Origin of the sequence: Rhodococcus sp. OK519 (assembly GCF_003051005.1) — a bacterium.
Lineage (GTDB): Bacteria > Actinomycetota > Actinomycetes > Mycobacteriales > Mycobacteriaceae > Prescottella.
This window is the reverse complement of the sequence record NZ_QAOW01000005.1, coordinates 287,287-311,800: the sequence shown is the minus strand read 5'-3', so window position 1 is coordinate 311,800 and position 24,514 is coordinate 287,287. Positions and strand designations below refer to the sequence as shown.

Annotated in this window: 22 protein-coding genes; 10 read left to right on the top strand and 12 right to left on the bottom strand. The window is 67.2% G+C overall.

Going from position 1 to position 24,514, the window contains the following annotated elements:
• Positions 1-92 precede the first annotated feature (92 nt).
• Complete coding sequence (locus tag C8K36_RS15900) at positions 93-1,517, bottom strand: lipase family protein (protein ID WP_258195436.1); 1,425 nt, start codon at positions 1,515-1,517, stop codon at positions 93-95.
• Positions 1,518-1,695: 178 nt separating this feature from the next.
• Between C8K36_RS15900 and C8K36_RS15895 the strand changes: the two genes are divergently transcribed.
• Both C8K36_RS15895 and C8K36_RS15890 read left to right on the top strand, forming a co-directional pair.
• Positions 1,696-2,712 carry an iron-siderophore ABC transporter substrate-binding protein gene (locus C8K36_RS15895; protein ID WP_107985473.1) on the top strand — a complete coding sequence of 339 codons (1,017 nt, stop codon included), beginning with the start codon at positions 1,696-1,698 and terminating at the stop codon, positions 2,710-2,712.
• A 95-nt stretch (positions 2,713-2,807) separates the two neighbouring features.
• Positions 2,808-4,244: a sugar porter family MFS transporter gene (locus C8K36_RS15890; RefSeq protein ID WP_107985472.1), complete on the top strand. Its 1,437-nt coding sequence runs from the start codon at positions 2,808-2,810 to the stop codon at positions 4,242-4,244.
• 1 nt (position 4,245) lies between these two features.
• On the opposite strand, the gene C8K36_RS15885 is transcribed toward C8K36_RS15890, so the two are convergent.
• The gene (locus tag C8K36_RS15885) at positions 4,246-5,061 is read right to left on the bottom strand and encodes a pentapeptide repeat-containing protein (RefSeq protein ID WP_107985471.1); all 816 of its coding nucleotides are present in this window, start codon (positions 5,059-5,061) and stop codon (positions 4,246-4,248) included.
• 301 nt (positions 5,062-5,362) lie between these two features.
• Here C8K36_RS15885 and C8K36_RS15880 point away from each other — a divergent pair, with 301 nt between their 5' ends.
• Positions 5,363-6,958: an oleate hydratase gene (locus tag C8K36_RS15880; RefSeq protein ID WP_107985470.1), complete on the top strand. Its 1,596-nt coding sequence runs from the start codon at positions 5,363-5,365 to the stop codon at positions 6,956-6,958.
• A gap of 6 nt (positions 6,959-6,964) precedes the next feature.
• Here C8K36_RS15880 and dxs read toward each other — a convergent pair whose 3' ends face one another.
• Positions 6,965-8,908 (bottom strand): 1-deoxy-D-xylulose-5-phosphate synthase, encoded by a 1,944-nt coding sequence (dxs, locus tag C8K36_RS15875; RefSeq protein ID WP_107985530.1) that lies wholly within the window; start codon positions 8,906-8,908, stop codon positions 6,965-6,967.
• Between the two features lie 166 nt (positions 8,909-9,074).
• Here dxs and glsA point away from each other — a divergent pair, with 166 nt between their 5' ends.
• The 3 genes from glsA to C8K36_RS15860 all read left to right on the top strand — a co-directional run bounded on the left by glsA (position 9,075) and on the right by C8K36_RS15860 (position 12,813).
• Entirely contained in the window at positions 9,075-10,898 is a 1,824-nt protein-coding gene (gene glsA, locus C8K36_RS15870) for a glutaminase A (RefSeq protein ID WP_107985469.1), read from the top strand.
• Between the two features lie 98 nt (positions 10,899-10,996).
• Positions 10,997-11,986 carry an ATP-binding cassette domain-containing protein gene (locus C8K36_RS15865; RefSeq protein ID WP_107985468.1) on the top strand — a complete coding sequence of 330 codons (990 nt, stop codon included), beginning with the start codon at positions 10,997-10,999 and terminating at the stop codon, positions 11,984-11,986.
• Positions 11,983-12,813, top strand: coding sequence for an ABC transporter permease (locus C8K36_RS15860; protein WP_107985467.1), 831 nt, complete (start codon positions 11,983-11,985; stop codon positions 12,811-12,813). Before C8K36_RS15865 ends, C8K36_RS15860 begins: the two co-directional genes overlap by 4 nt.
• 75 nt (positions 12,814-12,888) lie before the next feature.
• Here C8K36_RS15860 and C8K36_RS15855 read toward each other — a convergent pair whose 3' ends face one another.
• The 4 genes from C8K36_RS15855 to C8K36_RS15840 all read right to left on the bottom strand — a co-directional run bounded on the left by C8K36_RS15855 (position 12,889) and on the right by C8K36_RS15840 (position 18,395).
• The gene (locus C8K36_RS15855; RefSeq protein ID WP_107985529.1) at positions 12,889-14,436 is read right to left on the bottom strand and encodes an MDR family MFS transporter; all 1,548 of its coding nucleotides are present in this window, start codon (positions 14,434-14,436) and stop codon (positions 12,889-12,891) included.
• Between the two features lie 44 nt (positions 14,437-14,480).
• Positions 14,481-14,963 (bottom strand): MarR family winged helix-turn-helix transcriptional regulator, encoded by a 483-nt coding sequence (locus tag C8K36_RS15850; protein ID WP_107985466.1) that lies wholly within the window; start codon positions 14,961-14,963, stop codon positions 14,481-14,483.
• 158 nt (positions 14,964-15,121) lie between these two features.
• Positions 15,122-16,387, bottom strand: coding sequence for a class I SAM-dependent RNA methyltransferase (locus C8K36_RS15845; protein WP_181319581.1), 1,266 nt, complete (start codon positions 16,385-16,387; stop codon positions 15,122-15,124).
• Positions 16,388-16,400: 13 nt separating this feature from the next.
• The gene (locus C8K36_RS15840) at positions 16,401-18,395 is read right to left on the bottom strand and encodes an APC family permease (RefSeq protein ID WP_107985464.1); all 1,995 of its coding nucleotides are present in this window, start codon (positions 18,393-18,395) and stop codon (positions 16,401-16,403) included.
• Positions 18,396-18,607: 212 nt separating this feature from the next.
• Between C8K36_RS15840 and C8K36_RS15835 the strand changes: the two genes are divergently transcribed.
• The gene (locus C8K36_RS15835; RefSeq protein WP_107985463.1) at positions 18,608-19,273 is read left to right on the top strand and encodes a potassium channel family protein; all 666 of its coding nucleotides are present in this window, start codon (positions 18,608-18,610) and stop codon (positions 19,271-19,273) included.
• Between the two features lie 46 nt (positions 19,274-19,319).
• Positions 19,320-19,976 carry a potassium channel family protein gene (locus tag C8K36_RS15830; RefSeq protein ID WP_107985462.1) on the top strand — a complete coding sequence of 219 codons (657 nt, stop codon included), beginning with the start codon at positions 19,320-19,322 and terminating at the stop codon, positions 19,974-19,976.
• Here C8K36_RS15830 and C8K36_RS15825 read toward each other — a convergent pair.
• A complete protein-coding gene (locus C8K36_RS15825) occupies positions 19,953-20,666 on the bottom strand; it encodes a DUF3159 domain-containing protein (RefSeq protein ID WP_181319580.1) in 714 nt (237 codons plus the stop codon). The genes C8K36_RS15830 and C8K36_RS15825 overlap by 24 nt on opposite strands.
• Before the next feature lie 75 nt (positions 20,667-20,741).
• Positions 20,742-21,119 (bottom strand): OB-fold nucleic acid binding domain-containing protein, encoded by a 378-nt coding sequence (locus C8K36_RS15820; RefSeq protein ID WP_107985460.1) that lies wholly within the window; start codon positions 21,117-21,119, stop codon positions 20,742-20,744.
• A gap of 191 nt (positions 21,120-21,310) precedes the next feature.
• Here C8K36_RS15820 and C8K36_RS15815 point away from each other — a divergent pair, with 191 nt between their 5' ends.
• Positions 21,311-22,033, top strand: coding sequence for an alpha/beta fold hydrolase (locus C8K36_RS15815; RefSeq protein ID WP_107985459.1), 723 nt, complete (start codon positions 21,311-21,313; stop codon positions 22,031-22,033).
• A gap of 7 nt (positions 22,034-22,040) precedes the next feature.
• Here C8K36_RS15815 and C8K36_RS15810 read toward each other — a convergent pair whose 3' ends face one another.
• Positions 22,041-22,865, bottom strand: coding sequence for a DUF3710 domain-containing protein (locus C8K36_RS15810; RefSeq protein ID WP_107985458.1), 825 nt, complete (start codon positions 22,863-22,865; stop codon positions 22,041-22,043).
• A gap of 2 nt (positions 22,866-22,867) precedes the next feature.
• On the bottom strand, positions 22,868-23,410 hold the full coding sequence (gene dut / locus C8K36_RS15805; protein WP_107985457.1) for a dUTP diphosphatase: 543 nt from the start codon (positions 23,408-23,410) through the stop codon (positions 22,868-22,870).
• A gap of 18 nt (positions 23,411-23,428) precedes the next feature.
• Here dut and C8K36_RS15800 point away from each other — a divergent pair, with 18 nt between their 5' ends.
• On the top strand, positions 23,429-23,938 hold the full coding sequence (locus tag C8K36_RS15800; RefSeq protein WP_107985456.1) for a DUF3093 domain-containing protein: 510 nt from the start codon (positions 23,429-23,431) through the stop codon (positions 23,936-23,938).
• A gap of 35 nt (positions 23,939-23,973) precedes the next feature.
• Here the strand turns inward: C8K36_RS15800 and C8K36_RS15795 are convergent, their stop codons facing one another.
• Positions 23,974-24,276 (bottom strand): DUF4193 domain-containing protein, encoded by a 303-nt coding sequence (locus C8K36_RS15795; protein WP_107985455.1) that lies wholly within the window; start codon positions 24,274-24,276, stop codon positions 23,974-23,976.
• Positions 24,277-24,514 lie beyond the last annotated feature (238 nt).

The window sequence follows — 24,514 nt, the reverse complement described above, 5'->3', positions numbered from 1 at the left end:
CAACGGGCCCCAGAGACAACATGTAGTTGCTCCCGGTGAGCATGGCATCGACCATGTCGGTCACCTCCTCCCTGTTCTGGGTCGCACGCGGCTCATTCGGTGAAGCTCTGTTCGATCCAGTCGATGGTCTGCATCCCGAACAGGTCGGTGCCCCACCCGTAGAGGTCGGTGAGCATCCGCACCATGCTGCAGTCACTCGGCGCGTAGGTCACGTCGGCACCCCCGGCCCTGTACCTCTCGGCAAGGTCCAGTGAATCCTTCGCCGGCACAAGAGACATCGGAGAGTCATCCTTGGCGCACGAGGTGATGAGAACCTTCGACTTCGGGGACTCGGCCCCGAGAAGGTTGTCGTCGTAAACGGGTTGGAACTCGGGAATGTCGGCGGGACTGCGCCCTCCGGCGAAGAGCGTCTCGAGTGGAACGAACGGCATCGTGAAGTACGCGGGCGTCTGACACTGTGTGCGATACGCGTCCGCGATCGCCCTGCCGACCGGATTCAACTTCTCGTCGATCCGCATCTCCGGGTACTTCGGCTCGAGACCGAGCAGCGTGGCGAAGGCGAAGCCGGAACCTATCGAACCGTCGGCCGTGCGCATGAAGTTCCGCTGGTTGACCACCATGCCTTCGAGGACGGTCGAGCGGACGTTCAACTCGGGGGCGTAACGCGCCTGCGATTCGGCCGCGAAACCGGCACCGACACCGCCTCCCGCGATTCCGAACAACGAGATGGGCGCGTGCGCGCTCAGTCCCGTGCTCGGGGTCGACAGTGCCGCCCGGACGGCGTCGAGTTGCGCATGTCCGGCGTACTTTCCGGCGAAGACGGCGTGCGGATCAGGGTCCCCGTCGTTGCCGACGTCGGAGATGACCACCGCGTAGCCCTTGCCGAACATCAGCGCCAGCGGTCCGAGCGCTGACCACGCGGAGCCGTCGAGTGGGTTCCCGCCCGTCCACTGCGTGCTCGGGTGGCAGTAGGCGCCGACGCTGTCGTTGGCCTGCTGGTAGCTGACCACCTTCTTGGCCGACGCGGGTGTGCCGTCGACCGGGATCATCACGATGCCGGTGCTGATCTCGGGCGTGACCCCGTCGAGTCCGGTGGTCACGTACATCAGCTTGTAGGCGTCGATCCTGCCCGGTTCGTAGCCGAGGAACATCACGTCGACCGGCTTGACCTTCAGGACGGTGCCCGGTCTCTCCGCCCCGGTCAGCGGCGGTTCCCCGTAGAACGGGTCGCGTGCGGTCAGCGCCCGGAACGAGTCGAGACGCGACGCCGGCGATCCCTCGTCGAGCGCACCGACGACGAATCCGTTCAACACCTCCCCGAGTCGCGGCGTCCGAACAGGCGACGGACCGTTCGGCGTCTGCGAACCCACTGAGCTTGCCGGCGAGTCGACAGGTGAGTCGACAGGTTCGGCGAACACCACTCCGGGTGCCGCGAGCGCCGCAGACACGGCCAACGCCCCCACCACGCCCGCCATGGAGCCGCGCGCAAACCGGCCTCTTCCCCATCCAGCTTCCATGTCGCTCCCCAGGGCTCATCGTGACAGGACCCCCGACATACGCTCGATCTCCGGCGAGAGTACTCACCGACCGGTTCGGATTGTCATGAATCCCACGAAACGTCCACCCGGACCACCCCCTCCGACGCGAATCGAGTAGGTTAGGCTCACCTTCTCACCCATCTCGAAGGAGCCCCCGGTGTTCGCTCTCATCACCCGCCGCAAGGTGGCGACGGCCGTCGCGGCCCTCAGCGCGACGGTTCTGCTGGCGTCGTGCTCGTCGTCCGATTCGGACACGGCCGAACAGGCGCCCTCGAACGGCGCGTTCCCCGTCACGATCGCGAACACCTTCGGCTCCACCACGATCGAGTCGGCGCCCGAGCGCATCGTCACCCTCGGCTGGAACGCCGAGGACATCGTCTACGCGCTCGGCGGTACCCCCGTCGGCATGCCGAAGAACTCGTACGGCGCCGACGCGAACGGCGTCATGCCATGGCTGTCCGATAAGTTCGATGCGAGCAGGACCACTCTGCTCGACGCAACAGCCTCGACACCCGTCGAGGCGATCGCCGCGCTGGGCCCCGACGCCGTCCTCGCGCCCTACGAGGGCTTCGACCAGGCCACCTACGGCCAGCTGTCCGCACTCGCACCCACGGTCGCGTATCCGGGCAAGGCATGGCAGACCACCTGGCAGGACCAGACCACGATCGTCGGACAGGCGATGGGCAAGTCGGACGAGGCCACCGCACTGATCGACGGCATGAACACGATGCTCGCCGACACCGCGGCGGCGCACCCCGAGTTCGCCGGCAAGACCCTCTCGGTGATCAACCTCGACACCACCAACGGTCAGGTCAACGTCTACAAGCCGACCGACCCGCGCGTGCAGGTCCTCACCGAACTGGGTTTCGTGAACTCCCCCGGCGTCGAGAAGATCGCCGCGGCAAGCGATCCCGACAGCTTCTTCGAGACCATCTCCGCCGAGCGCATCAACGAGGTCGACGCCGACGTCGTGATCGCGTTCGTCTCAGAGCAGTCCGAGACCGCCAAGATCCCCGGCTACAGCTCACTGAATGCCGTTCAGCGCGGTAGCGCCGTGCCGCTGTCCGATACCCAGGTGGTCGCCGGACTGAGCCGCACCGGCGTGCTCGCGACGCCGTGGGTGATCGACCGGATCATCCCGCAGCTGTCGGAGGCCGCCGAGAAGGTCGGCTGACGACTTCCCGTCTGACGCCGTCCGGACAATCCCCGCGACAAGCGAATTCGGCGTAGCGTCCCGTCTGAACGATTCTCTTCGGCGGGAGGCGCGCGATGTCGAACCTGGACACCACCGGCCAGTCCCCGGCCGCTCACGCGGCCGTCGGGCTGGCCGTGTTGTTCTCCGCGGCGGCCGCCCTGGGCGGCTTCCTGTTCGGCTACGACACGGCCGTCATCAACGGGGCCGTGAACGCGATTCGCGACCGCTACGACATCGGCGCCGGCGCGACCGGGTTGTCGGTGTCGCTGACGTTGCTGGGCGCCGCGCTCGGCGCGTGGGTCGCCGGTAGCATCGCCGACCGCCTCGGTCGTATCCGCGTCATGCAGATCGCGGCGGTGCTGTTCGTCATCGGCGCACTCGGCTCGGCGTTCCCGTTCGGAATCGTCGACCTGACGCTGTGGCGCGTACTCGGCGGCATCGCAGTCGGTTTCGCGTCGGTGATCGCCCCCGCCTACATCGCGGAGATCGCGCCTGCCGCGATCCGGGGGCGGTTGGGTTCGATGTACCAGTTGGCGATCGTGCTCGGCATCGCCGTCTCGCAACTCGTGAACTATGCGATCTCCCAGGCCGCCGGCGGCGGCCGGGGCGAACTGCTCGGTATCGAGGCATGGCAGTGGATGCTCGCGATCGAGGCGATCCCCGCCTTGCTCTATCTCGTGATGACGTTCACGATCCCCGAGTCCCCCCGGCACCTCGTGCGCTGTGGCAGGGAGGATGCGGCCCGCAAGATCATCGCCGAACTCGAGGGCGGCGACGCGGAGACCGTCGGCCGCCGCATCGACGAGATCCGTTCCTCCCTCGGTGCCGAACGCGCCCGCGTGAGCGTGCGCGCACTGTTCTCCAAGTCCACCGGGGTGTCGGCGCTCGTCTGGGTCGGTATCGCCCTCGCGGCCCTCCAGCAGTTCGTCGGCATCAACGTGATTTTCTACTACTCGAGCACGCTGTGGCAGGCCGTCGGCTTCGGCGAGGACCGCTCGCTGCTGATCAGTGTGGTGAGCGCGCTCGTCAACATCGTCGGCACGTTCGTCGCCATCGCCGTGATCGATCGCATCGGCCGCAAGCCCCTGCTGCTGATCGGATCGGTGGGCATGGCGGTGTCGCTCGCCACCGCAGCGGTGTGTTTCCATTCGGCAACAGTGGTGACCAACGAGATCGGCGAGTCCGTCGCCACATTGGAGGGCGCGTCCGGCACCGTCGCGCTGATCGCCGCCAACGCGTTCGTCTTCTTCTTCGCCCTGTCCTGGGGTCCGGTGGTCTGGGTGCTCATCAGCGAACTGTTCCCCAACCGCGTCCGCGCTGCCGCGGTCGGGATCGCCACCGCATCCAACTGGGTCGCCAACTTCCTGGTGTCCGCGACGTTCCCGTCGCTCGCCGACTGGAATCTGTCGCTCACCTACGGTGGCTATGCGGTGATGGCGGTCGTGTCCATCGTCGTCGTGAGCAAGTTCGTGACCGAGACCCGCGGGCGCACGCTCGAGCAGGCCGGCTGAGCTACGCCCAGTGAGACGGCCGCGTCAGCGTCGCCGGAAGCATCGTCCCCGCATCGCCGCGCGCCGCGTTGACCTGGAACTGCGTGAGGAACAGCGAGCCCGACAAATTTGCCCCCCGCACGTCCGCGCCGCGCAGATCCACACCGATGAGGTCGGCCCACCGCAGATCCGCCTTACGCAGGTCGGCACCGATCAGCCAGGCGCCGCGCAGATTGGCCCCACGCAGATCCCTGCCCGCAAGTTTTGCGCCCACCAGATCCGCGCCGTGGTGGTTGCGACCGCGACCGGGCGCCTGCCCGCGAAACCGCTCGCTCACCTGTAGGAGCAGCCCGTTGACCCTGTCTCGGTGCTCGCCGACATCGAGGCCCGCGAGCACGTCGGCCGACTGTTCGGTGAGTCGGAGCGTCGCATCCCGCAGCGCGGCCAGGTCCGGGCGAAGCTGCTCCGCGACCCGCACACCGAGCGACTCCTCCAGATACCAGAGCAACTCGTGCAGCTGCCTCATCACCGGAAACGCCGCGAACATCTCGCGCGCCACATCCGGGGAGTCCCGCCACGTGGTGCCGCCCAACGTCTCCTGCGACACCTTCTGCCCGGCCCCGAAACAGTCGTAGACCGTGCACCCGGTGAACCCGCTCACGCGGAGTCTGGGGTGGATACCGCACCCGAAGTCCTCGAGCAGATTGCCGCACGGCGTCCCACCGCGCTTGTCGACCGCAAAGTCGCTCGATGCCGCGAACGGCAGCGCCACACAGCACAGTCCGAAGCACCTCGAACAGTCGGAGACCAGCTCCGACGACACTGACGGCTTTGGCACCGGAATCTCCTGACAGGTCGGAAATCACCATTCCCCCACGATCCGGACCATGGACGCAAATCATTTGCCGGGCAGCGACACTCGACCGCACCGATCCGCCCTCCGATCCACCCCTCCGGGCAGACCGCCGGTTGACGGCCCCGAACAGACCGGCCGACACTGGTCGTGGAGCCCATGACGCCGCATCCGCGGCACCCGGCGTCGCGCGGGCGCATGGTGTCGAGTGCCGCTCGAACAGTGCTGCGCCGTACGCCGGGGCCACTCGCGAACCGGTCCACCGCCGCGGCGGGAGGGGACCACCATGAGCATCGACCCGAAGCAGGCCCACCTCTGGATCGTCGGCGGCGGTATCGCCGGGATGGCCGCCGCGGCGTTCGCGATCCGGGACGCCGGAGTGCCCGGCGAGAACGTGCACATCCTCGAACAGCTCGACATCGAGGGCGGCTCGCTCGACGGGGCCCGCTCCCCCGCCGTCACAGACGGCTGGGTCACCCGTGGCGGACGGATGCTCGAGGAGGAGGCGTACCAGTGCACCTGGAACCTGTTCGAGTCGATCCCGTCCCTCGAGAATCCCGGCATCAGCGTCCGGCAGGAGATACTCGACTTCAACGCGAAGGTGAAGACGAACGACAAGGCGCGCCTGATCGATTCGCGGCACGAGATCATCGACGCGTCGGAACTCGGGCTCGACAATCGCGACCGACTCGAGATGATGCGGCTGCTCGGGCTGCCCGAGAGGGCGCTGGGGGCGCGGCGGATCGACGAGATGTTCGGCGACCACTTCTTCACCACCAACTTCTGGCAGATGTGGCGCACCACGTTCGCCTTCCAGAAGTGGCACTCGGCGTCCGAGTTGCGGCGCTACTTTCTGCGCTTCGTCCAGGAGTTCCCGCGGATCCACACCCTTTCCGGCGTTCGCCGCACGGTCTACAACCAGTACGACTCGATGGTGGTACCGCTCCAACGCTGGATGTGGTCCCGGGGCGTCGACGTGCGCTTCGCGACCAGGGTGGTCGACATCGACTTCGCCCAGGCCGGCCAACCCCGCCGAGCGACCCGCCTGCACATAGAGGACGCGGACGGAAGATCGACGATCGAACTGGGCGAGACAGACCTCATGTTCGCGACCCTCGGCTCCATCACAGCCGACACCACGTACGGAGGAAACGACGACGTCCCCGCGCTGATTCGTGACCGGGTCGACGAGAGCTGGTCACTGTGGGAGGAGGTGGCGAAGAAGGCGCCGGACTTCGGGCGGCCCAACACGTTCTACGGCAACATCGACGAGAACAAATGGGAGTCCTTCACGCTCACGATGCGCGGCGACACCCTCCTGCGCCGCATCACCGAATACACCGGCAACGAACCCGGGACGGGCGCGCTGACGACGTGGTTCGAATCGGGGTGGCACCTGTCGACGGTGATCGCCTACCAGCCACACTTCCCGCAACAACCCAAGGACATCACCACGTTGTGGGGGTACGGCTTCGACATCGACAACGAGGGCGACTACGTCAAGAAGAAGATGTCCCAGGCAACCGGCAAGGAAATCCTCACCGAGCTGATCTACCAGTACGGCTTCGAGGACATCCTCGACGAGGTCCTCGCCACCACCGACGTGACGACGGTGATGATGCCGTACGCGTCGGCCCTGTTCAGCCGGCGCGTGCCCGACGATCGCCCGAAGGTGATTCCCGACGGCGCCCAGAACTTCGCGTTCCTCGGGCAGTTCACTTCTCTGCCCGAGGACGTCGTCTTCACCGTCGAATACTCGGTGCACGGCGCGATGCATGCCGTGTACGCCCTGCTGGACGTCGACAAGCCGATCCCGCCCATCTACCACGGCCTCCTCGACCCCAAGGTCGGAGTCAAGGCGCTCGAGGCGGCGTTCCGGTAGTTCTCGTCAGCCGAGGGCCGGGTTCGACTTGTCGAGTCCCTCGTCGAGCCCGCCCCCGGTGTTCGCCCGGTCGAGCCCGACGACCCATCCGGTGACCTGCCGGGTGATGTCCTGCGCGGTGAGGCCGAGTTCCCGGTGGATCTGGTCGCGCGACGCGTGGTCGAGGAACTGTTGTGGCACACCGAGATCCCGGCAGGGAACGTCGACACCGACCGACCGGAGCGCCGCCGACACCGTGGAACCGATGCCGCCGTGCAGTCCGCTGTCCTCGATCGTGACGACCATCCGGAAGTTCTCGGCGAGCTTGACGATGGACTCGGGCACCGGCAGGATCCAGCGCGGATCGACCACGGCGGCGGTGATGCCGTGCTGTGCGAGGCGTTCGGCGGCCTCCAGCGCGACGCCGGCGAACGAGCCCACCGCGACGAACAACACGTCACCGCGGCCGCCCTCGGGCATCTGCAGCACGTCGACCACGCCATCGAGTCGACCGACAGCCGGGATGTCGTCACCGACGGCGCCCTTCGGGAACCGGATGACAGTGGGACCGTCCGTGACCGACAACGCCTCGTCGAGTTCCTCGCGGAGCGTCGCCGCGTCGCGCGGTGCCGCCACGCGAATGCCGGGGACGATGCCGAGTAGCGAGAGATCCCACATGCCGTTGTGGCTGGCACCGTCGGCGCCCGTCACTCCGGAACGATCGAGCACGATCGTCACGGGCTGCCTCAGCAGCGCGACGTCCATGAGCAGTTGGTCGAACGCTCGGTTGAGGAACGTCGAGTAGATCGCGACGACGGGATGCATGCCGCCGAGCGCGAGTCCGGCCGCCGAGGTCACGGCGTGCTGCTCGGCGATGCCGACGTCGAACATGCGCTCGGGGAAGCGCTCCCCGAAGGCCGCCAGGCCCGTCGGTCCGGGCATGGCCGCGGTGATCGCGACGACCTCGTCCCGCTTCTCGGCCTGCTCGATCAGTTCGGCGGAGAACACCGACGTCCAGTCGGGCGCCGACGTGCCGCGGGCCCGGCCCGTGAGCGGATCGATGACGCCGGTGGCGTGCATCTGATCGGCGAGATGATTCTCGGCGGGCGCGTAGCCCATGCCCTTGCGGGTGACGGCGTGGACGATCACCGGACCGCCGAACGCCTTCGCCCGGCGCAGCGCCGATTCCATCGCGGCCTCGTCGTGCCCGTCGACCGGTCCGAGATATTTGACTCCCAGATCGGTGAACATGACCTGCGGACTGACGGCGTCCTTGAGGCCGGCCTTCATCCCGTGCAGCAGCTGGTAGGCGGCCCGCCCGACCCACGGCATCTTCTTGACCATGCGGCGGCCGTTGTCGAGGATGCGCTCGTAGCCGGGCTGCAGGCGCAGCGACGCGAGGTGGTCGGCGAGACCGCCGATCGTGGGAGCATACGAGCGGCCGTTGTCGTTGACGACGATGACGACCGAGCGGTCACGGCCCGCGGCGATGTTGTTGAGTGCCTCCCAGCACATGCCGCCGGTGAGCGCGCCGTCGCCGACGACCGCGACCACGTGACGGTCGCGTTGACCCGACAACTCGAACGCCTTCGCCAGCCCGTCCGCGTAGGACAGGGCGGCGGACGCGTGTGACGACTCGACCCAGTCGTGCTCGCTCTCGGCGCGGCACGGGTAGCCCGACAGGCCACCCTGTTTACGCAGCGAATCGAACTCGTCCTTGCGACCGGTGAGGATCTTGTGGACATAGGCCTGATGGCCTGTGTCGAAGATGATCGGGTCGGAGGGGGATTCGAACACCCGGTGCAGCGCGAGCGTCAGCTCGACGACACCGAGGTTGGGACCGAGATGGCCGCCGGTCGCGGACACCTTCTGCACCAGGAACTCGCGGATCTCCGAGGCGAGCTCTCTGAGCTCCTCCGGGTCGAGCCGACGCAGATCGTCAGGCGTCTGGATGCGGGCAAGGACACCCAACGAGATCGCTCCCTCCAGCAGGTTCACGGGCTGTCACGCGACAGCCCGACAAGTCTACGGAGCCCCCGAAGGCGGTGCCGGTCGGCATCGATTCCCACGACACCGCCGCGGCCGATCCGTGCCGGAAGACACAACCAAGACTGTCCGCTCATCCTACTGTTGCTCCATGGGCAACGTGGTCGACGACTTCATCACCCGCGTGTACGACGTCGTCCGGAGCAATCGGGACGGCGGGGTGGCCGACTACATCCCCGAGCTGGCCGCCGTCACCCCGGACGGCTTCGGCATCGCCGTGGCCACCGGGGACGGGCACGTCTACGAGGTCGGGGACACGTCCGTTCCGTTCACGATCCAGTCAATCTCCAAGCCCTTCACGTATGCCCTCGCGCTCACGGACCGCGGCGTCGACGGCGTCGCCGAGAAGGTCGACGTCGAACCCTCCGGCGAGCCCTTCAACGAGATCAGCCTTGATCCCGACACCGAGCGTCCACGCAACCCGATGATCAATGCGGGCGCGATCACCGCGGCTTCGCTGGTCGCGGGCGCGGGTCCCGCGGAGCAGTTCGAACGGATCCGCGATCTGTATTCGCGGTGCGCGGGTCGTCCGCTCGTCCTCGACGACGCCGTGTACGACTCCGAGGCCCGCACCGGCCACCGCAACCGCGCGATCGGCTACATGCTCCGTTCCTTCGGCGTCATCACGGACGACCCTGACGACGTCGTCGACGTGTACTTCCGGCAGTGCTCGATCGAGGTCACGTGCCGCGACCTGGCGCTGATGGCGGCGACCCTCGCGAACAACGGCGTCAATCCGCTCACCCGCGACCGAGTCCTCAACCCGGCGCTGGTGGAGCGGGTACTCAGCGTCATGACCACGTGCGGGATGTACGACGCTGCCGGGGAATGGGTGACCGAGGTGGGTATGCCCGCCAAGAGCGGTGTCGGCGGCGGCGTGCTGGCCGTGTTGCCGGGCCAACTCGGGATCGCGGTCTACTCGCCCCGGCTGGACCGGCACGGCAACAGCGTGCGCGGCGTGCAGGCGTGCCGCGAGCTGTCCCGGGACCTGGAACTGCACTTCCTGCACGTCACCCGCGCGGCACGTTCATCGATCCGGGCGCGCTACAGCGTCGCCGAGGCCCCGTCGCGCACACGACGGACCGAGGCCGAGCAGCAGTCCCTCGAGGCATTCGGCAACCGCGGACGCGTCTACGAGTTGCACGGCGACCTGCTGTTCACCGGCGCCGAGACGGCGGTACGGGAGATCGACGCCGAACGCGCCGACCTCGAGGTTGTCGTGGTGGACGTACGCAGGGTCGACGACGTCAGCGGCGTGGCCCGCCGCATGATCGAGTTGCTGCGGGCGGATCTCGCCGCGAACGGGTGCCGCACGGCCCTCGTCGACCCCGACGGACTGTTCGGGCACGCCTCGTCGAGTCTGTCGCCCGACGATCCCCACGGGCGAGTATTCGCGGATCCGGACTCCGCGACCCGCTGGTGCGAGGACGTGCTGCTCTCACGGCACTGCGGGGCGGGGCGGCAGCCGGACTCGATCGAACTCGAACAGCATCCCCTCCTCGCGGACCTGACCACCGTGCAGTTCTCGCGCCTGACGGACGACCTCGAGTACCGGACCTTTGCCCGCGGCGAGACCATCGTCCGGCGCGGAGACCGCGAACCCGGCATCTTCCTGATCCTCAGCGGGCGGGTGAGCACCTCGGTCACCACGAAAACCGGAACGGTCCAGCGCATCAGCACGCTGTCGGCCGGCATGAGTTTCGGAGAGATGGCCACGCTGCTCGGCACGAAGATCCTGAACGACGTGCGCGCCGACACCGCCGTCACTGTCGCTGTGCTGACCCCCGAGCGACTCGCACGGCTGACCACGGAGGCGCCCGAGATCAGGTCTGCCCTGATAGAACGGCTCGCGGCGGTCGCGTACGGCCAGGTGGAGATGCTGCTCCGGACAATCGAGGGTCGTGGTCGCCTCTGAGGCGACGGCGCAAAACCGATTGCGCGGCGTGCCCGGATCGGACAGGCTGGGACAACGACCGACTTGCGATATCGCTCACACGAGACCACGGGGACCAAATGAGATCTGGAACCACACTGGCCATCGAAACCACCGGATTGGTGAAACGCTTCGGCTCCAATACCGCAGTCGACGGTGTCGACCTCGCCGTCCCGTCGGGGGGCGTGTACGGCGTTCTCGGACCGAACGGTGCCGGAAAGACGACGACGATCCGGATGCTCGCGACGCTCCTGCCGATCGACGGCGGCGCCGCGCGGGTGCTCGGGCACGACGTCGTCAAGGAGGCGGAGACCGTCCGCAGCAAGGTCTCGCTCACAGGCCAGTTCGCGTCCCTCGACGAGGACCTGACCGGCGCCGAGAACCTCCTCCTCCTCGGCCGGTTGTACGGCTATTCCCGCGCCGCCGCGCGGTCGCGCTGCGATCAACTGCTGGACGCGTTCGGTCTGCAGGAGGCCGGTGGCCGGCAGGTCAAGACCTATTCCGGTGGCATGCGCCGGCGCATCGACATCGCCGCAAGCATCATCGTGACACCCGAGCTGATCTTCCTCGACGAACCGACCACCGGGCTCGATCCCCGCAGCCGCAACCAGGTGTGGGAGATCGTCCGCGCGCTGGTCGCTGCGGGCACCACGGTGCTGCTCACCACTCAATACCTCGACGAGGCGGACCAGCTCACGGACCGGATCGCCGTGATCGACCACGGCAAGGTCATCGCCGAGGGCACCACCGGCGAACTGAAGGCGTCGGTGGGCTCGGGAGCACTGCACGTCCGTCTCGCCGAACCGTCCCGTCGCGCCGACGCCGCCGTCACCCTCGAACGCACGCTCGGTGTGCCGGTGACGTTCGAATCCGACCCGGCCGCGCTGACCGCCCGCATCGACGATCCACAGCGCGTCGCCCGCGCCCTCGCCGCCCTCGACGACGACAACCTCGCCGTCACGACATTCGCGCTCGGCCAGCCGAGCCTCGACGAGGTGTTCCTCGCCCTCACCGGGCACGGCGCCGAAACCCCCGCCGCCACCGACACCTTCGAGGAGACCGCGTCATGACCGACACCATCACCACCTCGGCGCAGGCGGTCGGCAACGTCCTGCAGATGCCGGGACCGCGACCGCCACGACCTAACGCCCTGTCGACGTCGATGTCGTTCGGGTGGCGCGCGCTACTCAAGATCAAGCACGTTCCGGAGCAGCTGTTCGACGTCACCATGTTCCCGATCATGTTCACGCTGATGTTCACGTTCCTGTTCGGCGGCGCGCTCGCGGGCTCGACCAGCGCCTACGTCCAGTTCCTCATTCCGGGCATCCTCGTGCAGACGGTCGTCATGATCACGATGTACACGGGCCTGACCCTGAACAAGGACATCGAGAAGGGCGTCTTCGATCGCTTCCGCTCGCTGCCGATCTGGCGCCCGTCACCGCTCGTCGGCGCACTGTTCGGCGATATCGTCCGGTACACGATCGCCTCGGTGATCGTGCTCGTCCTCGGCCTGATCCTCGGCTTCCGGCCGGCGGGCGGAGTGGTCGGCGTCGTCGCGTCAGTGCTGCTGCTGCTGTTGTTCTCGTTCAGCCTGTCGTGGGTGTGGACGATGTTCGCGATGCTGATGCGCACCGAGCAGGCCGTGATGGGCGTATCGATGTTCATCCTGTTCCCGCTCACCTTCGCGAGCAACATCTTCGTCGACCCGTCGACGATGCCCGGCTGGCTCCAGGCTTTCGTCGAGGTCAACCCGATCAGTCACCTCGTCACGACGTTGCGCGCACTGTCCGAGGGCTCGTTCGACTTCGGCCAGATGTCGATCGTGCTGATCTGGTGCGCCGGTTTCATCGTGGTCTTCGGGCCGTTGACGATGCGCCTGTACAACCGCAAGACGTAGGAATCCTCGCCGCACACGCGAACGGCCCGCAACCCTCGTCGGGTTGCGGGCCGTTCGCGTAGCTGCCGGAGGGCGTCAGGCCTTGACGTCCTCGGACTCCGTCTCGTCGGCGTCGGCCGGCGTCTGGATGTCGATCGTCTTCCGCAGCGGGGTGTTCGGAATGAAGATCACACAGGCGAGGGTGATCAGCGCGACGACGGCCGCGATCCCGAACAGCAGTCCGGTGGCGTCGCCGTAGGCGCCGCGGACGATGTCCGCGATCGGCGCCGGCAGCGCAGCGAGGTCGAGGTTGCCGCCGCTTCCCGGCGAATGCGTGTCGATGCCGAGCTTCTCGAACCCCTCGGCCGAGAGCGTCGACACCCGGGTAGCGAGTACCGAGCCGAGCACCGACACACCGATCGCACCGCCGAAGGTCCGGAAGAATGCGACCGAACTACTCGCCGTACCGATGTTCTGGACGCTGACCGTGTTCTGGACCGCGAGCACCAGGTTCTGCATCAGGCTGCCGACACCGACACCCACGATCGCGATGTACACGCCGATGAGCCAGAGGCTGGTCTCGTGGTCGATCGTCGACAGGAGGCCGAATCCGACGACCAGCAGGGCCGCACCACCGACGATGAACGGCTTCCACTTACCGAAGCGCGTGATCAACTGACCGGAGACGACCGACGACACGAGCATGCCCATCACCATCGGGATGGTCAGAACTCCCGCGATCGTCGGGGTGTGCCCACGCGCAGTCTGGAAGTACTGGCCGAGGAAGGTCGTCGCACCGAACATGCCGACGCCGACCGCGATGGAAGCGATGATCGCCAGACCCGTGGTCTTCTCGGTGATGATCTTCAGCGGGATGATCGGCGACTTGACCTTCGACTCCACGATCACGGTCGCGATCAGCAGCAGGATACCGACGCCGACGTAGATGGCCGACTCAGCCGAGATCCAGTCGTAGTAGTCGGCCTTACCCGCGAACGACACCCAGATCAGCAGGATGCTGACGCCCGCGGTGAGCAGGGTCGCGCCCAGCCAGTCGATGGAGACGTCTTGCTTGCGCTCGGTCGCGATGTGCAGTGTGCGCTGCAGCAGGAACAGGGCGACGACCGCGATCGGCACGCAGACGAAGAAGCACCAACGCCAGCCCAACGGGCTGTCGACGATGACGCCACCGAGGATCGGTCCGCCCGACATCGACACCGCCATGGCGGCACCCATGTAGCCCGAGTAGCGGCCGCGGTCGCGCGGCGGAATGATGCTGCCGATGATCGCGACGACCAGCGCCGTCAGTCCGCCCATGCCGATGCCCTGCACGACGCGGGCCCCCAGCAGCACCGGCACGTTGTGCGCGAAGCCTGCGATCACGGACCCGATCACGAAGATGACGATCGACGCCTGGACGAGAGTCTTCTTGTTGAAGAGGTCGGCGAGCTTGCCCCAGATCGGTGTGGATGCCGCGTTCGCGAGAAGTGCCGTCGTGATGACCCACGCGTACTGGGTCTGGTTGCCCTTCAGGTCACCGATGATCGTCGGCAACGCCGTCGAGACGATGGTCGAACTGAGCAACGCCGTGAACAGCGCCGCGATGAGGCCCGCCAGGACCTCCAGAATCTGGCGATGTGTCATCGCCTCCTCCCCGGTGCCTGCCCGGCTCTCCCCCACTGGTGTCGTCATTTAAGTGCTCTCCCACATTGATCGGCTGCTATCTGCGAGGGCTCGGGGCGCCCGGTGAGCGAATCGGTGAGTCGTTCGATGGCGGACAACGCCGCCGCCGCTTCATCCTGACTCCACCCACCGAGCAGGTCGCGCAATCGCGCGGACCTGAGCTCCTTGGTGGTGTGCAACACCTCATCGCCCTTCGCCGAGACCTGGACGCGGAAAGCCCGCCTGTCGTCCGGGTCCGGCTGACGCTCGACGAGTCCGGCATCGACCAATTCGGTCATCTGCCGACTGATCGCCGACTGGCTGAGGTACAGCACCGACGCGAGTTCGTTCTGCCGGCACGGACCCCGGGCCGACAGGGCGACGAGCACCGCGACCAGCGCGGGTGCAATCGGATCGTCCGCCGCGCTCGCGAGCGCGTTCTTCAGCGAACGGCCGAACAGGAAGATCGCATCGACCAGGGCCTGTGCTGTGTCTGCTTGCACAGCCATCGGTGAACCCCGCATCCCTCGGTAATTACTTGCAGAGCGCAACTATATGCATAGTTGTGTGTGTCAAGCAATTACTTCTCAAATGCGACATACCTCATTTCATGGTTCTGACCAGCAGGTTTGCAGGCGAGTACCGAGAGGTTCGTGTCAGGCGCCACTCAACGCGTGAGCAGGGCGAGGCTTTCGACGTGGTGCGTCAGGGGGAAAGCGTCGAACGCCCGAACCTGCTCGAGCCGATAGCCGCCCGCGCGGAAGAGGGCGATGTCCCGGGCGAACGAGGCCGGGTCACAGCCGATGTGCACGATCCGTTGCGGCCCTGCCGCGACGACCGTGTCGACCACCTCGCGCCCCGCACCGGTCCGAGGCGGATCGAGAACGACGACCTCGGGTGTCGGCAGATCGTGCAGGGCCCGCTCGACCCGGGCGGCGTGCAGATGCACCTGCGGGACGTCGGCCAGCGCCGTGGTGCCGTCCTCGACGGCCCGCTTCGAGAACTCGACCGAGTCGACGCGCCCCGTCACACCGACCTGGTCGGCCAGCGCGGCAGCGAACACACCCACACCCCCGTAGAGGTCCCATACATTGTCACCGGCGCAGGCCTGGGCCCACTCCCCCACGAGCTGCGAATACGCCTCCGCGGCGCCGCGATGTGCCTGCCAGAAGCCGGTGGCGGCGAGGTGCCATTCCCGGTCCCCGACCCGTTCGACAGGACGCCCCGAACCGATCACGATCCGCTCCGCCCGGGTGCCCGACGATGCCGCCCGCCGGGCCGTCGCACCACGACGTCCGGGGCTGCGGCGCCCGGTACGTGACACCTTGGCCGGCGCGATCTCCACGACATGGCGCACGCCGTCGGCGTCGAGCACGACCTGTACCTCGGCGCCGGGTTGCCACGAGCGTTCGGAGAGCCCCGCGTAGGCGGACGGATCGATCTGCGGGCACGCCAGGAACGTCTCGATGTCGACGCTGCGGTAGCGGTGGAAGCCCGGCCGTCCAGCAGGGTCGACAGCCAGACGCACGCGGGAGCGCCACCCGACCCCGCGGCCCGTACCCGGCAACTCCTCGACGACGACGTCCAACTCCACCCCGGCGATCCGGCGCAACTGCTCCGCCACGACCGAGGCCTTCATCGCCCGGCCGGCGTCCAGGCTCGCGTGCGCGTAGTCGCAGCACCCGGCGCCGCCCGGGCCCGAGATGGGACACAGCGGCTCGATCCGGTCGGCCGACGGTGTGACGATCTCCACAGCGTCGGCACGGCAGAACGACCCGCCGCGATCCTCGGTCACGAGCGCGACGACCTTCTCGCCGGGCAATCCGTGCCGTACGAAGATCACGCGGCCCTCGTGCCGCGCGACGCAGAACCCGCCGTGGCCCGGGTTACCCAGCTCCACCTCGAGCCGATGCCCCGTCCAGTCCTCACTCACCACGAACCGCCCATCACTTGTCTTCTGCCTCGAATCCGCGCCGAATCGCGCCGGGAGCTTTGTCCACCCGCTCGCGCTTGACCTTCTCCGACGAACTCAGCTGCCACGGCACGCTCGTCACCATCACGCCGGGCTGGAACAGCAACCGGCTCTTGAGACGCAGTGCGCTCTGGTTGTGCAAGATCTGCTCCCACCAGTGGCCCACGACGTACTCGGGGATGAACACGGTCACGACATCGCGAGGCGAGTCTCGGCGCACGCGGCGAACATAGTCGAGTACCGGCTTGGTGATTTCACGATAGGGCGATTCGATCACCTTGAGCGGCACCGTGATATCGCTCTTCTCCCACTCACGTACAAGTGCCCGGGTGTCGGGCTCGTCGACGTTCACGGTGACCGCTTCGAGCGTGTCGGGGCGGGTCGCGCGGGCGTACGCGAGCGCACGCATCGTCGGCATGTGCATCTTCGACACCAGCACGATCGAATGAGTGCGGCTCGGCAGCACGCCGTCCCACTCCTGTTCCTCGAGTTCCGCGGCGACGCCGTCGTAGTGACGCCGGATCGACTTCATCACGATGAAGATCACGATCATCGCGACGATGGCGATCCAGGCGCCGGCGGCGAACTTGGTGAGGAGCACGATCACCAGGACCGCACCGGTCATCGCGAGACCGATCGAGTTGACGACCCGCGAACGCTTCATCCGGCGTCGCTGTGCCGGATCCGTCTCGGCGCGCAGGTGTCGGGTCCAGTGCCGGATCATGCCGGTCTGGCTCAGCACGAACGAGACGAACACACCGACGATGTAGAGCTGGATCAGCTTGGTGACCTCGGCGCCGAAGGCGACGACGAACGCAATTGCGGCGCCCGAGAGGAACAGGATGCCGTTGCTGAAGGCGAGACGATCACCGCGCGTGTGCAGCTGCCGCGGCAGGTAGCGGTCCTGTGCCAGCACCGAACCGAGAACCGGGAACCCGTTGAAGGCCGTGTTCGCGGCGAGCACGAGGATCAGGGCCGTCACGATCGCCATGAAGAAGAAGCCGACCGGGAACCCGGAGAAGACGGCCTCCGCGAGCTGCGCGATCAGTGTCTTCTGGTGGTACCCCTCCGGCGCACCCACCAACTGGGTCGCCGGATCGTGCGCGTACACGATCCCGATCTTCTGGGCCAGGATGATGATGCCCATCAGCAGCACGATCGCGATCGTGCCGAGCAGAAGGAGTGTGGTTGCGGCGTTGCGCGACTTCGGCTTCTGGAAAGCGGGCACGCCGTTGCTGATGGCCTCGACACCGGTCAGCGCCGCGCAGCCCGACGAGAAGGCGCGCGCGACGAGGAAGGCGAAGGCGATGCCGTACAGGTGGGAGTCCTCCGCCTGCAGGTCGAAGGCCGCGGACTCGGCCTGTACATCGTCACCGAAGATGTAGATCCGGGCGAATCCCCAGCCGAGCATGATCAGCATGCCGACGATGAAGGCGTAGGTCGGTAGCGCGAACGCCGAGCCCGACTCGCGGATACCGCGCAGGTTGACGGCGGTCAGCAGCGCGATCGCCGCAATCGCGAAGAGAACCTTGTGCTGCGCGACGAACGGCACCGCCGACCCGATGTTCGACGCCGCCGACGAGATCGATACGGCGACGGTGAGCACATAGTCGACCATGAGCGCGCTACCGACCGTCAGGCCGGCATTCGGTCCCAGATTGGTGGTCGCGACCTCGTAGTCGCCGCCACCGGACGGGTACGCATGCACGTTCTGCCGGTAACTGGCGACCACGACCGCCATCACCACTGCGACAGCCAGCCCGATCCACGGGGTGTACGCGTATGCGGAGATGCCCGCCACGGACAGGACGAGGAAGATCTCCTCGGGCGCGTACGCAACCGACGACATCGCATCCGAAGCGAAAACCGGTAGCGCGATGCGCTTGGGCAGAAGCGTGTGTCCGAGCTTGTCGCTTCGGAACGGCCGCCCCAGGATCAGCCGCTTTGCGGCTGTGGAAACCTTCGACACCGCCAAAGCGTAAGCCGTCCGAACAGGTCCGTGACACGGGGGCGCTGCTGTGGGCGTTTCATCGACATTACTCTGCGTCCGAACTGGGGCGACACGCGCCCTCCCCCACACGACGGCGGCTGTTGCCTACTCTTCGATCGGCGCGCTGTACGGTTCGATTCGACGCCGGCGGCAACCCGTCGGGTCTGACGTGAGATGAACGGGGTGCACGGGTGTACGTAGTCGTCATGGGATGTGGCCGGGTCGGCTCGTCCCTCGCTACAGCACTGAGCCGGATCGGCCACGAGGTGGCGGTCATCGACCGCGACCCGAGCGCTTTCCTCCGCCTCGGCCCCGATTTCGCGGGCCACACGGTAGTCGGCATGGGATTCGACCGCGACGTGCTGGTCCGCGCCGGGATCGAGCGTGCAGAAGCGTTCGCCGCGGTGTCCTCGGGCGACAACTCGAACATCATTTCTGCCCGGGTCGCGCGCGAGACGTTCGGCGTCGCGCGCGTGGTCGCCCGGATCTACGACGCCAAGCGCGCCGCGGTGTACGAGCGACTCGGTATTCCCACCATCGCGACGGTGCCGTGGACGACCGATCGCTTCATGCTCGCGCTGGCACAGGACGACCAGATCTCGAAGTGGCGGGATCCGTCGGGCACGGTCGTCGTCACCGAACTGCCGCTGCACGAAGAGTGGGTCGGCCGCAGCATCACCGAACTCGAGGCCGCGACCACCTCGCGCGTCTCGTTCGTCATCCGCTTCGGAACCGGCATCCTCCCCGACCGCAAGACCGTCATCCAGGCTCAAGACCAGGTGTATGTCGCCGCCGTGTCCGGGACCGTCGCCGAGGCGGTCGCTCTGGCCGGCAACCCGCCGCCCGCGGACGACTGAACCCGGCCATGACCCCTTGCTCGATCGACCCGATTGGATGCCTCCGATGAGAGTGGCCATCGCAGGAGCAGGCGCTGTCGGCCGCTCCATCGCCCGCGAACTCGTCCGCAGCGATCACCACGTGATGCTGTTGGAACGCAAACTCGAACACGTCGAACCCGATGCGATCCCGCAGGCGCAATGGGTGCACGGCGACGCATGCGAACTCAGCCTGCTCGAGACCTCCCAGCTCGAGACCTACGACGTCGTGATCGCCGCAACGGGAGACGACAAGGCCAACATCGTGTTGAGCCTGCTCGCGAAGACGGAGTTCGGTGTCCCGCGGGTCGTCGCCCGCGTCAACGATCCCCGCAACGAGTGGCTGTTCGACGAGTCCTGGGGCGTCGACGTCGCGGTATCCACCCCGCGGATGCTGGCCTCGCTCGTCGAGGAGGCGGTCACGGTGGGCGATCTGGTGCGCCTCATGACGTTCCGTCAGGGTCAGGCGAACCTCGTCGAGATCACGCTGCCGGACGACACGCCGCTGGCGGGCAAACCGGTGCGCAAGATTCGGTTGCCGCGGGACGTTGCACTCGTGACGATCCTGCGGGGCGGCCGAGTGATCGTCCCTCAGCCGGACGACTCGGTCGAAGGCGGCGACGAACTGCTGTTCGTCGCAGCGGTCGAGGTCGAGGACGAGCTACGCGCCGCGATCGACATCTGATCCGGTAGACGGGCCCGCGTCACCGTTCGACGCGGGCCTCTCGCCGTTACCGGCCGGCTCGTCCACGATCTCGGCATGCTCGGGCGCCGGCTCGACGAGCCGGTCGGCCCGGCGGACCGCCCACACCGTCACGAGCAGCACCAAACCGGTGAGCGGCCAGCCCATACCGATGCGCGCGGCCGCGAGCCATCCCGTGTGATCCGAGTCGTACAGCTCGGACTGGACCAGATACCGAGCGGCGAACACCAGCGCCCACGCAGCCGTCGCGATGTCGTAGGCACGAACAGCGCCCTTGTGGGACTTCCAGGCGTTCCGGTGGCCGTTCAGATAGCCCCACGCCACACCCACGAGCGGCCATCGCACGAGGATCGAGACGACGAACACGGCGGCGTACAGCAGGCTCGTGTAGATGCCGAAGAGGAAGTAGCCCTTGGCGTCCCCGGTGCGGTAGGCGATGAACGCACAGATCCCCACCCCGAGGAAGCCCGAGATCGCCGGCTGGATCGGTCCGCGCCGGATCAGCCTCCACACCAGGATCGCCGCCGCGACTCCGAGCGCACTCCAGACCGCGGGTGCGAGGCCGAAGAGGCTGTTGACAGGGACGAAGGAGACGATCGGCAGCGACGAGTAGATCAGCCCGCTGAGACCACCGAGCTGTTCGAGAACCGTCTTCTGCTGGGTTTCGCTCACGCGACGAGAGTGCCACATTCGAACGACCGCGCGCCGTCGGCACTGCGGATACGCGCCTGCTGGGGCGGATTTCCGTCAGGAATCGCCACGAAGCTCGTAGTACGGATTGAAGATCACCTTCTGCCCGGAACGATCACCGATCCGTCCACGGACCATGAGGGTCTTGCCCGGTTCGATGCCCGGAATCCGGCGCCGGCCGATCCACACGAGCGTGACCGGATCGGTGCCGTCGAAGAATTCGGCCTGGACACTCGCGTTCGCCGACTTCGGACACGCCTCGACGCTGCGGAGCCGCCCGAACATCGTGACTTCCTCACCTCGCGCGCAGTCACACGCGCGGGTGGCGCCGGATGCCTGCGCGGTCTGGGCCATCTCCTCGGCGTCGAGCTGCTCGAGATCTTCGGTGAGTCGGCGAGTCAGCCTGCGAAAGTAGCCTGCCGCGGCGGGGGCCATAGCGCGCTCCTGGAGCAAATGGCGACGCATCGAGCGTCGCACGAAGGGTTGAATCTGGGTGGTACTCGGGTACTTCGGCGGAGACCTGTGCGGGTGCTGTGCCGGCCTCTGAGGGTCACTGTAACCCTAAAGTGATCCGACAACCACAGCCGTTCGGATCTCTCCCCAATCGGACAGTGCAAGATCGAACCATGCAGCTGAAACCCTGGCCCACGGTGGCCGTCGCCCTACCCGGAACCGGATCGGATGCAAGCTTCGTCGATCGCGCGTTCCGAGGGGCGTTGTCGCAGGTAGGAGTCACCACGATCGCGGTGGAACCCGACCCGCGGCGAGTGGTCGCCTCGTATCGCGATGCCATGGATCGCGCGTCCGACGAACACGGGACCATCGTCGTCGCGGGCGTGTCCATCGGCGCCGCGGTCGCGCTCGAATGGGCCGGCGACAACCCCGGCCGGGCTCACTCCGTCCTGGCGGCGCTCCCCGCGTGGACCGGCTCACCCGTCGAGGCGCCGGCGGCCGCGAGCGCCACCTTCACCGCGGCCAGGCTGCGGGCGGACGGTCTCGATGCCGTCAGCGCCGAGATGACCGCGTCGAGCCCGCCGTGGCTGGCCGACGAGCTGAGCCGCTCCTGGCGGTCACAGTGGCCCGATCTCCCCTCGGCGTTGGAAGAAGCCGCGGCGTACCACGCCCCCGATCTCGCCGCCCTGCAGCGACTCCGCGTGCCGGTCGGGATCGCCGCCGCCGTCGACGACGCCGTGCACCCCTTCACAGTTGCCGAGCAGTGGGCCGCGTCGCTGCCGACCGCCGAACTGGTCGAACTGGAACTCCAGGAGATCGGAGACGATCCCGGCGTGCTCGGCCGGGCGTGCCTGGCGGCGCTGCTTCGTCGAACCCCGACGTCCTATCCGATGTAGACCGGCGTCAGAGACCGAGCTGCTGCATCGCGGAACCGGACTCACCGCGACGCGGCGGCTCGGAACCGTTCCCGGACGGCTGCTGGGCCTGGGGCTGCTGCGCGGCCGCCTCCGCGGCCTGCTGAGCCGCCTGCTGCTGCGCGGCTTGCTGCTGGGCGTGCGCCGCCTGCAACTGCTCGACGAGGACCTGGGGCAGCACCACGGGCAGCGGCGTGCGCACCGGATGCGGATCCGTGCCCCGATCGACAACCGTGTTCAGCAGGACCCCGCGCGCGATCGCGACCAGTGGCGAATCGACGGCGATCGCGCCGGCGGGCCCCGCCGCGACACAGCGGATCATCCAGCGCGGACCGTCGACACCGATGAATCGCAGATCTGCGTTGGGCGTCGAGGCCGCCACCTCCCGGCCCCACGGACCGGACTCGATACTGACGGAGGCGTTGTCGGCACGCAGCGATTCCGCGAGTTCCGACGCAACCTCGCGCCACTGACCGGGCGACTTGGGCGCCGCGTAGGCGGACACGGTGATACGACCGTGCTCGGTGACCAAATGCACAGCCTGCGGTGCCCCCTCGGGCGACATCTCGACCTGCAACTGGGCACCGTCGGGCATCGGCAGATAGACCGACCCGAGATCGAGCCGCGTCGCAGCGGCCTCCTCGCCCTCGTCGAGTTCGGTGATGTCGAAGGGACCACCGTCGAGAGCCCCGACGGGAGCATCGAGATCGAACTCGTCCGGTTCCAGGTCTTCCGTGCCGTGATCGGCAGAGACGGCCTCGGCTGCGACGCTGTCGACCTGCTCGTCTTCCTTCTTCTTGCGACGTCCGAACATGATCAGGCCCCTTCCCTCGGCTGCCGCGTCAACTCGTGCGGGCGACCTTCCGTGCCGTCGACAGCTCGATCGGCATTGTGCGCGTCGAGGATCGCATGCCCACCGCTCGATCCGTAGCCACCTGTGCCGCGGACCGTTTCATCGAGCGTGTCGACCTCCACGAAGTCGACGAGTTCGACCTTCTGGACGACGAGTTGCGCGATGCGGTCACCGCGGCGGAGTTCGATCGGAGTCTCGAGGTCGTGGTTGATGAGGCAGACCTTGATCTCGCCCCGATAGCCGGCGTCGATGGTGCCCGGGGTGTTCACGATCGACAGACCGGTCTTCGCGGCAAGCCCCGAGCGCGGATGGATCAGACCGACTGTGCCGATGGGGAGTGCGACCGCGACGCCCGTCCCTATCAGGACTCGGCGGCCCGGTTCGATCGTGACGTCGGTCGTGGTGCAGAGGTCGATGCCGGCGTCACCTTCGTGCGCACGCCGAGGAAGCGGGACACCGGAGTCAAGTCGCATCAACGCGACGGCAGGAAGATCGCTCACGTGCACCGAGACTACTCTGAAGACGTGCCCGAATCGTCTCAGCCCGCAGCAACCACGCCCGATACCCGCGCACCGATCTACTCGGAACGCTTGTGGGTGCCGTTGTGGTGGTGGCCTGCCGGATTGCTCATCGCAGGACTGCTCGCCGCCGAGATCCACATGGGATCTCCCGGCATCCGAGCCTGGTTGCCCTACGTTCTACTGTTCCCATTCCCCGTGTGGGCGCTGCTCTGGGTGTCGCGCATGCGGGTCGAGGTGTTCGACGGGCCGGACGGTGAGCTCCGGGTGGGTCGCGCGCACCTGCCGCTGTCGGTGATCTCCCGCACCGCGGTCATCCCGCCGTCGGCGAAGAGTGCTGCGCTGGGCCGCCAGCTCGACCCCGCGGCGTTCGTGACCAATCGATCCTGGGTCAAGCAGACCGCTCTGATCGTCCTCGACGATCCGGAGGATCCGACGCCGTACTGGCTTGTCAGCACGAGGCGGCCAGCCGAACTGCTGGCCGCCATCGGCCGTGGGACCGAGCCGAAGGCCTAGTCCCGCTTCCTCGTGCGTGTCCGGAGTGACCGGCGTCAGGCTGCGCAGTCCATGCAGATCATGACGCCGTTCTCTTCGGTTGCGAGACGGCTGCGGTGATGAACCAGGAAGCAGCTCGAGCAAGTGAACTCGTCGGCCTGCTTGGGCACCACCCTCACAGAGAGCTCTTCACCGGACAGATCTGCGCCCGGGAGTTCGAACGACTCCGCGGTATCTGACTCGTCCACATCGACGACCGCGGACTGCGCCTCGTTACGTCGTGCCTTCAGTTCTTCGAGCGAATCCTCGGAGACCTCGTCTGTCTCCGAGCGCCTGGGTGCGTCGTAGTCGGTTGCCATTTCCTCTTCCCCTCGTCCTCGTGCGTGTATCCCCGGTGTCCGGGCCGCCCACCCTCAACGGGTTGACGATCGTGGAAAACCGACAATGAGGCACATACATTCCTGCGGCTGAAACAACGCCTAGGAAGCTCCGGAAGTGCCCGAAACACCCTCCGGAAAACATGACTTACGCCTCACTTCCGCCTTCCTCCGGACCCTTTCGAAATCGTGTGATCTCACGACTGGGGCCGCCAGACAA